The 12,173-nt window shown below is 74.4% G+C and carries 9 protein-coding genes; 7 read left to right on the top strand and 2 right to left on the bottom strand.

Annotated features, from left to right (window positions below; translation table 11 throughout):
- Positions 1 to 246 (top strand): FCD domain-containing protein (locus ACZ5WK_RS39615; protein WP_465554999.1); only part of this gene is annotated, 246 nt, incomplete at its 5' end.
- A 138-nt stretch (positions 247 to 384) separates the two neighbouring features.
- Here the strand turns inward: ACZ5WK_RS39615 and ACZ5WK_RS39610 are convergent.
- Positions 385 to 1,386 carry a 1-aminocyclopropane-1-carboxylate deaminase/D-cysteine desulfhydrase gene (locus ACZ5WK_RS39610; protein WP_465555336.1) on the bottom strand — a complete coding sequence of 334 codons (1,002 nt, stop codon included), beginning with the start codon at positions 1,384 to 1,386 and terminating at the stop codon, positions 385 to 387.
- Positions 1,387 to 1,652: 266 nt separating this feature from the next.
- Between ACZ5WK_RS39610 and ACZ5WK_RS39605 the strand changes: the two genes are divergently transcribed.
- Together ACZ5WK_RS39605 and ACZ5WK_RS39600 are read left to right on the top strand one after the other, a co-directional pair.
- Entirely contained in the window at positions 1,653 to 4,457 is a 2,805-nt protein-coding gene (locus ACZ5WK_RS39605; RefSeq protein WP_465555334.1) for an SdrD B-like domain-containing protein, read from the top strand.
- Positions 4,458 to 4,721: 264 nt separating this feature from the next.
- Complete coding sequence (locus ACZ5WK_RS39600; RefSeq protein WP_465555332.1) at positions 4,722 to 5,447, top strand: hypothetical protein; 726 nt, start codon at positions 4,722 to 4,724, stop codon at positions 5,445 to 5,447.
- A gap of 54 nt (positions 5,448 to 5,501) precedes the next feature.
- On the opposite strand, the gene ACZ5WK_RS39595 is transcribed toward ACZ5WK_RS39600, so the two are convergent.
- Positions 5,502 to 6,812 carry a right-handed parallel beta-helix repeat-containing protein gene (locus ACZ5WK_RS39595; RefSeq protein WP_465555330.1) on the bottom strand — a complete coding sequence of 437 codons (1,311 nt, stop codon included), beginning with the start codon at positions 6,810 to 6,812 and terminating at the stop codon, positions 5,502 to 5,504.
- 67 nt (positions 6,813 to 6,879) lie between these two features.
- Between ACZ5WK_RS39595 and ACZ5WK_RS39590 the strand changes: the two genes are divergently transcribed.
- From ACZ5WK_RS39590 to ACZ5WK_RS39575, 4 genes are all read left to right on the top strand, one after another.
- Complete coding sequence (locus ACZ5WK_RS39590) at positions 6,880 to 8,100, top strand: Dyp-type peroxidase (protein ID WP_465555328.1); 1,221 nt, start codon at positions 6,880 to 6,882, stop codon at positions 8,098 to 8,100.
- A 265-nt stretch (positions 8,101 to 8,365) separates the two neighbouring features.
- Entirely contained in the window at positions 8,366 to 9,064 is a 699-nt protein-coding gene (locus tag ACZ5WK_RS39585) for a hypothetical protein (RefSeq protein ID WP_465555326.1), read from the top strand.
- Between the two features lie 274 nt (positions 9,065 to 9,338).
- On the top strand, positions 9,339 to 10,559 hold the full coding sequence (locus ACZ5WK_RS39580; RefSeq protein WP_465555324.1) for an ROK family protein: 1,221 nt from the start codon (positions 9,339 to 9,341) through the stop codon (positions 10,557 to 10,559).
- A 122-nt stretch (positions 10,560 to 10,681) separates the two neighbouring features.
- Positions 10,682 to 12,016, top strand: a complete 1,335-nt coding sequence (locus ACZ5WK_RS39575) for an LLM class flavin-dependent oxidoreductase (protein ID WP_465555322.1) — start codon at positions 10,682 to 10,684, stop codon at positions 12,014 to 12,016.
- The last annotated feature ends 157 nt before the right edge of the window (positions 12,017 to 12,173 follow it).

Genomic DNA, 12,173 nt, shown 5'->3' with positions numbered 1-12,173 from the left:
TCGGGCAACACCGTCCTGTGCTCGCTGATCGACGGCCTGTCCGGCCCGACCGCCCGGGCGAGGATCTGGCGCGGGCTGACCGAGGAGGGCGCTGTCGACCGGACCCGCCAGCAGCACCGCGCCATCCTCGACGCCATCGCCCACCGCCGCCCCGACCTCGCCCACGCCTGGGCGACGGTGCACGTGGCAGGTGTCGAGCAGTGGCTGCGGGACACCCTCGGCGCAGCCGGATCCTCGCTCGGCTGACGCGGGGTGCGTGCCTCAAGGGACGCGACCCCCGCGTAGCCGGGGCGGTGGCCGAATGCGTGAGACCGGTCTGCCGGTCTGCCGCGGCGACGTCGAGGGCCGCGCACCGGACCGTCCGGGAGCCGCCGGAAGGCCCTGCTACCTGGGGCCGAAGGTGTTGAGGAACACCACGGGCTCACTGCCGAAGTACCCCGCCTCGTCGAGGCCGATGAGCGCCGCGAAGGCCTTGGCGGTGTACGTCCTCTCCAGGTGCAGGCCGGCCCGGGCCGAGGCACGGCGGAGGGCCTGCTCTCCGGGTGCGGTCGGGTGTGCGTAGCCCGGACCGAGCCATCGGTACTCGGCGACGACGTCGTGCGGGCCGAGCTCGACTCCCGGCAGGCCGGCCCCACGAGCGTGCAGGAGGGCCCGGGTCTTCCCCGCCCGTGCCACGAGCGCTGCGCCGTCCAGTCGGAGGGTGTCGTTGACGACGACTCCCAGGACACGCGTCCGCAGACCGGCGAGCCTGAGCCCCAGGGCCAGCCCGGCGGCGGTGCCGCCCGATCCGACCGGTGTCACGATCCACCCCGGCTCGGGCAGCAGCCCCTGGGTCACCTGGTCGGCCAGCTCGAGCGCGCACTCGACGGACCCGAGCGTCCCCAGTGCTGAGGAGCCGCCGGGAGGGAGGACGTAGGGGAGGGTGAAACCGTGCGTGTGGCGGGCGACGAGCCAGGGCACCGCGGCGATCAGCCGGGTCCTGGTGTGCAGGAAATGCAGAGCGGCACCGGAGGACCGCAGCCGCCGGAGCTGCGCCCGGACCTCGTCGTCGACCGGATGGTCGACCAGCGCGAGGGCGACGTCGAGCCCCTGCTCCCGGCCGTAGAGCGCGGCCGCCAGGCCCCAGTTCGTCCCGAGCCCGCCGACGCTGAGGATCGTCCGGGCGCCCCGGCGCCGGGCCTCGGGCAGCAGCCACTCGAGCTTGCGGACCTTGTTGCCGCCCCAGCCACCGCTGCCGTAGCCGCTCTCGTCCTTCAGCCACACCGGAGAACGGAAGCCGAGCTCCGTCAGGGGGCGTACCGGCGTGGGCCCGTCTCCCAGCGGGAGGTACGGCAGGGATGCGGCGAGCGCCGGCCGGAGCCGGTGGAGCAGCGGACAACGTCTCATGAGGGCGACTGTAGGGGGAAGTCCAGGTGCGGGGGGAGAGCCCCGAGTGCCTGTTCGATCCCGAACCCTTCGAGCTCGCCGCACCCCGGGCCGGAGCCGGACCGGCTCCGTCGGAACGTCTGATGCAACGTCAAAGTTCCTAGTTTTCCTGCGAACTTGTGCGGACCCCCTTTAAGATCCCTTTAAGGAATAAGCGGCTTCCCGCCCATGCGTGAACTCCTTCGCGAGGTAGGGGCGGCAGGCCCGACTGCACGATGAGAGCAGGGATGACAACGACACGTGAACAGAGGCCCGGTGCCGCGCGCGGCCCGGAGCGGCGGCGGCCGGGTGTGTTCGGCCGCCGCGCCGTGGGCGGCACCGCGGCGCTGGTCGTCGGAATCGGCGCCGGCTCGTTGGTGGCGGCCCCGGCCGCCTTCCCGCAGGCAGGCGACGGGACGGTGACGGTCCGCGTGGTGCGGGCCGTGGACACGAGCGGGGTGTGGACGCCCGCACTGGAGCCCGGCCTGGCCGGCGTGAAGGTGACGCTCACGGACGACGCGGGCGCCGGCATCGAGGGCACCACGGCGGCGGACGGCACGGTGACGCTGGCGCCGGCCAAGCTCACCGGCGGCAAGTACCGCGTCCAGGTGGTGAATCCGAAGCCGGGCAAGCTCTTCCCGGCCTTCGCCTCGCGGCAGGGTCTGACCGGCGCTCCCACCCAGCTGAGCAGCAACGAGGAGTTCGTCGACCTCTCCGGAGGCAAGAACGTGGCGTACACCACCGGGCTGTGGAGCCCCGGTGACTACTGCCAGAAGAACGCGCCGCTGGTGACGGCCTGTCAGCCGACCACGCGCGAGGGCGGGACGCAGCGCACGCTGGTGTCCTTCCCGTACAGCGCGCGCGGGCAGGACGGCGTGGACGTCAACGTGACCGACCTCGCCACCAACGCGGAGACCGGCTCGCTGTACGGCATCGCGTGGAACCGGGCGGACCGGCGGGTGTTCTCCTCGGCCGTCGCCAAGCGCACCACGGACTACGGCCCCGGCGGCGCGGGCGCGATCTACGTGACCGACCTCGCGCAGAAGCGGACCACGCTGTTCGCCACCGTCCCGGACGCCGGCTCGACCGTCCACGGCGCCGGCACCGACGACGCGTTCCTGGCGGTGCCGGGCAAGGAGAGCCTCGGCGGCATCAAGGTCACCGACGACGGCAAGGACCTCTTCGTCGTCAACCTCAACGACCGCAAGCTCTACCGCTACGACGCCAGCGGGCCCACGGCGGCCGCACCGAAGGCCGCCTACCCGATCCCGGACCCGGGCTGCCCCGCGGCCGGGGACTGGCGGCCGTTCGGCCTCGGACTGCAGGACGGCACCGGCTACCTCGGCGGAGTCTGCTCGGGCGAGTCGACCGGCAGGGCGGCCGACCTGCGCGCGGTGGTGCTGCCGTTCGACCCGGCCACCGGGGCCTTCGCGGCGGCGGTCCTGAACCAGCCGCTGGACTACCCGCGCCAGTCGACCGTCGGAGGGGGCGCCTGCGACGGAGCGGGCTGGTTCCCGTGGACCAACACCTACCCGACCTCGCAGAACGGCCAGCCCTGCACGTCCTACATGGCCCAGCCTGAGCCGGAGTTGGGCGAGATCGCCTTCGAGACCGACGGCTCGATGCTGCTGTCCTTCCGCGACCGCTTCGGCGACCGCGCACCGGCCGGACCCACGCCGGGCTCCGTCTCCGTCGTCATGTCGGGCGGTGACCTGAACAAGGCCTGCCCGGCCAACGGCACGTACGTGATGGACACCAACAGCGGTTGCGGACTGTCCCCCCGGGGCACCCGCTTCTTCGACACCGGCTGGGGCGGTCACCACAACACGGCGTTCGCCGGCATGGCCTTCTCCAAGGCCGAGAACACCATCGCGACCTCCGCCTTCGACCCCAACCACACCGCCTTCGGCTACGGCACGTCGTTCCTCCAGCGGAACGGCACGCAGGACCCGAAGTTCGGCCTGCGGCTCAACCCGGCGGGCACTACCACCCCGTTCGGCAAGGGCGCTTCAATGGGCGACCTTGAGGTGCTCTGCGACCAGGCCCCGCTCCAGATCGGCAACCGGGTCTGGTACGACCCCGAGCGCAGCGGCATCCAGCGCCCGGGCCAGCGCCCCGTACCGGGGGCGACCGTCAACCTCTACGACGAGACGGGGAAGCCGGTCGGCACCACCAAGACCACGGAGCGCGGCGAGTACTACTTCGACGACTCCAACGTCACCGGCGGCCTCAAGCCGCACACGAAGTACACCGTCCGGCTCGACAACCCGGCCGACTACGCCAAGGGCGGCCCGCTGTACCAGTGGGTGCCGACCGACGCCGACGTCGGCGACAACCGGTTCGTCGACTCCAAGGGCGTGGTCCCGGCGGGCGGGCAGTACGCCGAACGAGCGCTCACCACGGGCGGACCGGGCGAGAACGACCACACCTACGACTTCGGCTTCCGACAGCAGGAGGGCGCGCTGCGCCTGGTCAAGCACGACCAGGACGGCAAGCCGCTGGCGGGCGCGACGTTCCGGCTCTGGAAGGAGAGCAACGGCAAGGAGGGGCTGCAGAGCACCGGCGACAAGCCCGACACGGCGGTCGGCGACCCCTGCACCACCGGGGCCGACGGGATCTGCAAGGGCAGCGGTGCGCCGGGGTCGTACTACTGGCAGGAGGTGAGCCCGCCGGAGGGCTACTCCGCGCCGGAGACCACGGTGTTCGGGCCGCTGGTGCTGAACGCGGACAACCTGGCCGCCGGAGTCGAGGTGACGGCCGTCAACCGGCTGATCCCCACGCCGACCCCGACGCCCACCCCGACGCCGACCGGGACGCCCACGCCCACGCCGACCCCGGCACCGACCGAGGCGACGCCGACGACGCAGGCTCCGACGCTGCCGAGCCCGGCGGCGACCCCGCCCGCCCCGCCGGCCCCCGCCCCCGGATCGCACCTGCCCGGCACCGGTGCGAGCGAGGGGATCCCGGTGATGCTGGCCGGTGCGGGCACGGCGACCGCGCTCGGCGCGGCGCTGGTACTGCTGGCCCGCCGGCGAAGGGCCCGGGAGCAGTAGCACGCCCTGCGTGGCGGTCCTGAAGGACCGGCACCGATCGGGCGGGTCCGCGGACTCCGGTCCCCGGACCCGCCCGACTGTCGTGACCGACCGACGAGAGAAGGCAAGCGCATGGCCCGGACGGCGGAGCCCCGCAAGGCGGCAGCCCGCAAGGCCGAAGCCCGGAAGGCCGAGGGCCGGAAGGCGGCGCCTCGGAGAGCCGAGCCCGGGAGGGCGGCGGCCGACACCGGTGGGCCGCGTCGCCGGGCCGTCCGGCTCAGGGCCGTGATCGCGCTCGTGGCGTGCGCCGTCGCGGCGGGCGGCGTCGTCGCCTACCGGACCGTCGCCGACGGGACCGGGGAGCGGGCGGTGACCGTCGACGAGGCCTCCCGGCTGGCCCTGTCGCGCCTGAACCTGTTCCAGGCCAGCCCGGTCACGGTGGCACTCACCGCCGCCGAGGGCGGGGGCGTCGACGTCCGGGTCGAGGGCGTCGTGGACTACCGCACCCGCCGGGGCGTGGGCCGCTACCGGGTCACCGGGGCGAGCGGCCCGCTCGACCACGGCCTGGTCGTCTGGGACGCCGGCGGTCTCGGGCTCGCCCCCGAACCGGCCGGTGCCGACGGCTCGGCCTGGCAGCAGGCCGAGCACGTCCCCCGGCAGGGCTGGTCCCCGCGCACCTACACGGCGGACCCGCTGGACGCCGGGCTCCAGCTGCTGGTCCAACTCGGCGCCGACCGGCCGGACAACCCGCTGCTGCTCGCCCAGTCCGGGGCCCGTTGGCTCGGCAGCGACCGCCTGGACGGCCGGACCTACGACCGGTTCGCCGGCCCGCGCGCCCAGGGCGCCGCGCCCGACGGCGGGCGGTCGCCGCTGACCTACTGGGTCGACGGCGACGGCACGCTGCGGCGGATGACGATGCGGATGCCGGGCCTGGGCACCCCGACCACGGTGGAGTTCGCCGGGCAGGACACCGGCGCCAGGCTGCCCGAGGCGCCCTGGCTCACCGGCTGACCCCGGCCCGCCGCCCGCCGCCTCGGCCGTCCCTCATCCCCTCGGCTGCGCCCCTCACCCCGCCGGCCGCGCCGGGAGCGTGCCGGCGTCCGTCGGGAGCGGGTACGCCCCCGGGTCCACCGCGCCCGGCAGACCGGTCGCCGGGCGGCCGGGTACCGTCGGGTCGGGCAGTGACGGCTGCGCGGGCGGTGCCGGCACCCGGCTGAACGGGACACCGGGCGGCGCCTGAACCGGAGCCGTGCGGCCCGGGGACAGCGTCCCGCGCCCCTGGCCGCCGCAGGCCGCCGCGGCCTCCAGGCCGTCCGGGCTCTGCGTGGCGGGCCGGTTTCCGCCGAAGCAGTTGCCGGGGTCGGCCGAGGCGAGCACCAGGTCGGCGCCGTTGCCGTCCACCTGGTTGCCCTCGACCCGGTTGCCGCTCGCCGGGTGCCCCGGCGGGTCGGTGACGATCACCCCGGCCGCGCGGTTGCCCCGGACGAGGTTGCGCTCCACCCGGTTCGCGGTGCCGCCGCCGATCCCGATGCCGATCCCGAAGCCCCCGTCCGCCTGCTCGGGCGTGTCTGCGGCGTTGTTGTCGACGACCACGTTGCCCGCGATCACCGCGCCGTGCTGCGGGGCCAGCGCCTCCAGGTCGTTGGAGTTGACCGTGACGCCCACCCGGTTGCCGGCCACGCGGTTGCCCAGGATCGACAGGCCGTCCGAGGCGTTGGTCAGCTCGACGCCGACCGCGTTGCGCTCCACGGTGTTGCCGCGCACCAGGGTGTCGCAGGGCTTGCACTGGCCGACGTAGATGCCGGAGTCGGCGTGTCCGGAGGCGTAGGAGTCCTCGATCACGCCGGCGCGCGCGTCGAAGGCGTAGATGCCGTACAGGCCGTTGTTGTACGCCGTCACCCGCGTCGCGCGGAAGCCCTCCACGGGCGGGAAGCGGGTGGTGTCCAGCGGGTCGTACGCCGAGCCGCCCGCGCCGCGCTGCTGCAGCTTCGCGTCGGTGACGCCGGTGAACAGGACGCCGTTGGCGAGGTAGCCGTGGACGGTGAGGTTCTCCACCACCGAGCCGGGGCCGGTGACGGTGATGCCGTTGGCCAGCTTGAGCCCGCCGTCGAGCACCACGGTGGAGCGGTCCGTCCCGCGCACCACGACGTTCCGCTTGGTGACGTGGACGCTCTCGGGGTAGGTGCCGGGGCCGATCAGCACCGTGTCGCCCTCGCGCGCGACATCCACGGCCTTCTGGACGGTGGGGAAGTCCTCCGGCACGCGGACCACGCTCCCGGCCGGATGCCTGGCGTCGTCCGAGGCCGGGCCCGCGGAGGAGCACCCCGCGGTCAGGGCGACCGCGATGACCAGGGCGGTCGCGGCCACGGTGGCCATGGGAGTTGACTGACGATCAGGCGACGTGATTTGCATGGCATGTGTTCTATCGTCTCCAATAGGGCGCATGCCCACCGAACCGGAAAACGCGTCGCCGTCGAGCCCGCCCGTCATGCCCGGTCTCGGGCGGCGACGGGCGCTGCTGGCGGCCGGTGCGGTGCTCGCCGCCGGTCTCGGGGCGGCGGCCGGCGAACTGGCGGACGGCGACCGCCCGCCGGGCCGCGCCACCGCGCTCGGTGGGCCACCGCCCGAGGCGCCGGCTCCGTTCCACGGCGCCCGGCAGTCCGGTCTGACGTCCAGTCAGCTCCCGGCGACGAAACTCGTCGCCTTCGACCTCCCGCCGACCTCCGCCGCCGCGGACCGGGAGGCCTTGCGCACCCTCCTCGCCGGCTGGACCCGCATCCTGGCCGCGGCGACGGCCGGGTCCGGCCCCTCGCCCGACCCGCGCCTGCGGGCCGACGGCACCACCCGGCTGACCTCGCTGGTCGGCCTCGGCCCCGCCCTCGCCACCAGGCTCGCCCTCGCCGTCCCCGCCGGACTGGCCGAGCTGCCGCCGTTCCCCGGCGACCGCCTCGACCCGGCGCGCAGCGGTGGCGACGTGCTGCTCCAACTCTGCGCCGCCGACCACTGGACGCTCGCCGTCGTCACCGAACTCGCCACCACGGCCGCCCACTCCGCCGGCGCCACGCCCCGCTGGTCGCAGTCCGGCTTCCTGCCCGGGACGGAGCCGGGCGCCACACCCCGCAACCTGTTCGGTTTCAAGGACGGCACCGCCAACCCGGACGAGGACGCCGCCCGACAGTGGGTCTGGGGCCCGCCGGGGCCGCACGAGAACGCCACCGTCCTGGTCTACCGGCGGATCCGGATGGACACCGCCGCCTTCGCCGCGCTCCCCGAGGAGAAGCAGAACCTCGCGATGGGCCGCCGTGCCGGCGACGGCGCCCCGCTGACCGGCACCGCCGAACACGACGAGCCCGACCTCTACGCCAAGCACCCGGACGGCGCCTACGTCATCCCGGCCGCCGCCCACGTGCGCCTCACCGGCCCCCGTCTCGACGGCGGCGCCCGCATGCTCCGCCGGGGCTACAGCTACGACGACGCCCCCGGCGACCGCGGCCTGCTCTTCTGCGCGTTCATGCGCGACCCGGGCCAGTTCAACCGCGTCCAGGACCGCCTCGCCGCCCGCGACGCCCTCAACCCCTTCGTCGAACACACCGCCTCCGCCGTCGCCTACGTCCTCCCCGGCGCCTCGGAGGGCACGTCCCTGGGCGACCATCTGTGGTCGTGACGCCCCGGGGCCTTCACGCCGGCCTTCACGCCCGCCCTCACGCCCGCCTTCACGCCCGCCCTCACGCCCGGCGGACCGGGCACGCGGTCACCGCGCTGCTCGACGAACCGGCAGCCAGCCTGCTGCGCTGACCCGGCCCGCCGATCGGACTTCCACAAGTTCGTCACAAGGACGCCGTGCCCCCTCCCCCCGACGGCCACGCCCCTGGAAGCATCGTTGCCGGGCGTCGGGGAGGTGCCCGGGTTACGCGATCGAGGGGGTTGCGATGAACGCGCGAATCAGGGACGCGAGGCCGCCCGGCGGATTCCGGCGGATCGCCGGGCCGGTCGTCCGTGTGCTGACGCAGGTCCTGTTCCTGGTGGCCGGACTGGCCACCACCGTGCTCGGCTTCACCTGGTTCGTCGACGGCTACCACGCGGTGGGCGCCTACCGCCACGCCCCGATGTGCGGCACCGCGGCGGCCACGCCCGGCACGGACTGCGTACTGCACGAGACCGGCAAGGTGACGGCGCGGAGGGCCGACCACAGCGACGAAGGCACCACCTACCTGCTGACCGTGGCACGCGAGACGGCCCCCAAGCACAGCTACACCGTCGGCAAGGCCTTCTACGACGACGCGAAAGTCGGCCTGGACGTGGACCTGGCGGTCTTTCGGGGGCACGTGTCCGAGCTCTCCTACCACGGGCACCGCGCCCAGAACCCGAGCACGCCCTGGCTGACCAGCCTGAAGGTGGCCCTCCTGGCCGGCCTGGGATCGGCGCTCACCGCCCACGGCCTGACCTGGTGGCGTTCCGGCGCGCAGGCGGGCCCTTTCCTCATCGCCGCCTTCCTCACCTTCCTCTCGTTCTTCGGCAGCCTCATCCTCATGTCGACGCAGTGGCCGCTCGCCGTCACCCTGGGCATCCCCGCCCTCGGCTGGCTGGTCATGACCGCCGGGAGCACGGCCGCCGCCTGGGACGAATGACGCTCCCGGCCCCGACCCGGCCGGGAGCTCCACACCTGCGGGACAGGGAGGACGGGTTACTCCCGCGCCCCTGGAACCCTCTCTGGTGAACACCCTGGAACACCCGCCGTACGGCGGCGGTGCTCTCCCGGCTCGCCGGTGCGGGATCGCGGCTACGACGGACCGACGGTCCCGGCCTGGGCGAACTCGATGACGCGCCCCCGCCCGGGCACCCGCCGGGCCGCTTCACGCCCTCGCCACGCCCGTGCAACACGCCGCTGGGAGCATCGACCGCATGCTCTCCCTGGTTGCCCCGCCCACGCACGACAGGGCCCCGCTGCCCACCGAAGGCGGCGGGGCCGGGGCCGTGCTGCGCGCGGTACTGACCGGCGGCCCGCTGACCCGCAGCGCCGTCGGCCGGGCCACCGCCCTCAGCCCGGCCGCCGTCTCCCGGCACACCGCCGACCTCACCGCCCTCGGGCTGCTGCGCGTACTGCCCCCGCCGGACGGTCCGCCCAGGGCGGGGCGCCCGCAGCTGCCGCTGGACATCGACACCCGTCACCACCTCGCCTGCGGGGTGCACATCGGCGTGCCGTGGCTCACCTTCGCCCTGCTGGACCTGCGCGGACGGGTGGTCGCCCACGAGCGCCTGCCCCGGCGCGGCGACGCCGGCGCCGTCCTGGGCACCATCCGGGCCCACCTGCCGGGTTTCCTGGCCCGTCGGGCCACCGGCCACTCCGTGCTCGGCCTCGGAGTGGTCACCGGCGGCTGGGTGGACTCCGAGAGCGGCAGCGTCGTCGCCCACGGCCCGCTCGGCTGGCACGACGTCCCCGTCCGCGACGTCCTGGCCGACGCCACCCGGCTGCCCGTGCACGTCGACAGCCACGCCCGGGCGCTGGCCCAGGCGGAGCTGCTGTTCGGCGCCGGCAGCACGGCCACCGAACTGGTCCAGCTGTTCGTCGGCAACGTCGTCGACGCGGCCATCGCCACCGGCGGCAGCGTGCTGCGCGGGCGGCGGTCCCGCGCGGGCGACATCGGCCACCTCGCCGTACCCGGCTCCACCGAGCCCTGCTCCTGCGGGCGTACCGGCTGCCTCCAGGCCACCGTGGCGGACCGGACCCTCGCCCGGCGGGCCCACGCCCTCGGCCTGGTCCCCGCCCCCGACTTCGGCCTGCTGCTGGACCTGACCGGCACCGGGAACCCCGCCGCGATCCGGCTCTTCGAGGAGCGGCTCCGGCTCGTCGCTCCCGCCGCCGGCCTGCTGCTGGACGTCCTCAACCCCGAGGTCCTGGTGGTCAGCGAGGCCGGGATGTCGGTGGCTCCCCGCCTGCGCCCGTACCTGGCCGAGCAGGTCCGGCTGCACTCCAACGCCGCACCCGAACAGCTGGTCACCGCGACCGCCTTCGGCGTCGAGGTGCTGGCGGTGGCGGCCTGCGCCGGGGTGCTCGACAGCGTCTACCAGCGGCCGATGGAGCTGCGGACGGCCGGGAGCCCGACCGCCCGGGCGATGCGTTGAGCCCTCGTCAACGGCGCATTAATTCCACCGCCAGGTGAATCGTTGAACGACCGGAGGACGGGCCGGAGAATCGGGTCAATCCCCTTTCCCCGCCCGCCTTCCGAGCTCCGGAGCGTTCCGTCATGCCCGAAAGTCCCACCGAGCGCCAACTCCACTTCAATCTCTTCCTGATGGGTGTCGGCCACCACGAGGCCGCCTGGCGCCACCCCCGCACCGACCCGTCCGCCGCAGGTGACGTCGCGCACTTCCAGCGGCTCGCCCGGGCCGCCGAGGCGGCCTCCTTCGACTCGGTGTTCCTCGCCGACGGCGTGGAGGCCCGCTCCGACGGGGGCTGGGGCCTGATCAGCCACTTCGAGCCGTTCACCCTGCTCACCGCGCTGGCCACGGTGACCACGCGGATCGGCCTGATCGGCACCGTCTCCACCGGTTTCTCCGAGCCCTACAACCTGGCCCGGCAGTTCGCCTCGCTGGACCGCATCAGCCACGGGCGGGCCGGCTGGAACATCGTCACCTCGGCCGGCGACCGCGCCGCCCAGAACTTCGGCCGCAGCGCCAACCAGGACCACGCCGTCCGCTACGAGCGGGCCGCCGAGTTCCTCGACGTGGTCACCGCGCTGTGGGACAGCTGGGAGGACGACGCGCTGCTGCTGGACCGCGCGAGCGGGGCCTTCGCCGCCCCGGGCCGGGTGCACGACATCGACCACGTCGGCAAGCACTTCCAGGTGCGCGGGCCGCTGAACATCCCGCGCAGCCCGCAGGGCCACCCGCTGCTCGTGCAGGCCGGATCCTCCGACAACGGCAGGGCCTTCGCCGCCCGTTGGGCGGAGGCGGTGTTCACCGCGCAGCAGACGCTGGCGGAGGGGCAGGCCTTCTACGGCGACCTCAAGCGCCAGACCGCCGAGGCCGGCCGCGACCCGGCCCGGGTGAAGATCCTGCCCGGCGTCGTCCCCGTCCTCGGCTCCACCGAGGCGGAGGCACGCGCGCTGGAGGAGGAGCTGGACGCGCTGATCAACCCGGCCCGCGCGGTCGGCGTGCTCTCCACCGTGCTCGGTGTCGACCTCACCGACCACCCGCTGGACCAGCCGCTGCCGCCGCTGCCGCCGGTCACCGAGATCAACGGTGCCAAGAGCCGCTTCGAGCTGATCCGCGACCTCGCCGAGCGCGACCGGCTGACCCTGCGCCGACTCGTCGGGCGGCTCGGCGGCGGCCGGGGCCACCAGGTCGTGGTCGGCACCCCCGAGCAACTCGCCGACCACATCGAAACCTGGTTCACCCAGGGCGCGGCCGACGGCTTCAACATCATGCCGCCGGTCCTGCCCGGCGGCCTGGACGACTTCGTCGAGCAGGTGGTCCCGATCCTGCGGGCACGCGGCCTGTTCCGCGAGGGCTACACCGGGAACACCCTGCGCGAGCACTACGGCCTGCCACGCCCGGCCGGGCGGTACACCACGGCGTGACGGCCGCACGCCGGGCCGGCGCCCGGCTGCACGGGGAAGGCCCGGACCACTCCTCCTTACCTCTTGGGTTCTAACGGTCCTCGCAACACCCGCAATCTGTGGGAGTTGCGAGGACCGTGGGCGTTAGGCGTAGTGATCTTGCTGGGTTGCGGGAGCG

It is taken from the genome of Kitasatospora sp. NPDC032757, from assembly GCF_055579305.1.
The sequence above is the reverse complement of the archived record's forward strand: the minus strand, read 5'-3'. Positions and strand labels throughout refer to the sequence as shown.

Excerpts from the sequence above, each read along its gene's own strand:
- ACZ5WK_RS39585 (WP_465555326.1), top strand. The coding sequence starts at position 8,366 with ATGAACGCGCGAATCAGGGACGCGAGGCCGCCCGGCGGATTCCGGCGG.
- ACZ5WK_RS39605 (WP_465555334.1), top strand. The coding sequence starts at position 1,653 with ATGACAACGACACGTGAACAGAGGCCCGGTGCCGCGCGCGGCCCGGAG.
- ACZ5WK_RS39610 (WP_465555336.1), bottom strand. The coding sequence starts at position 1,386 with ATGAGACGTTGTCCGCTGCTCCACCGGCTCCGGCCGGCGCTCGCCGCA.
- ACZ5WK_RS39595 (WP_465555330.1), bottom strand. The coding sequence starts at position 6,812 with ATGGCCACCGTGGCCGCGACCGCCCTGGTCATCGCGGTCGCCCTGACC.
- ACZ5WK_RS39590 (WP_465555328.1), top strand. The coding sequence starts at position 6,880 with ATGCCCACCGAACCGGAAAACGCGTCGCCGTCGAGCCCGCCCGTCATG.
- ACZ5WK_RS39580 (WP_465555324.1), top strand. The coding sequence starts at position 9,339 with ATGCTCTCCCTGGTTGCCCCGCCCACGCACGACAGGGCCCCGCTGCCC.
- ACZ5WK_RS39575 (WP_465555322.1), top strand. The coding sequence starts at position 10,682 with ATGCCCGAAAGTCCCACCGAGCGCCAACTCCACTTCAATCTCTTCCTG.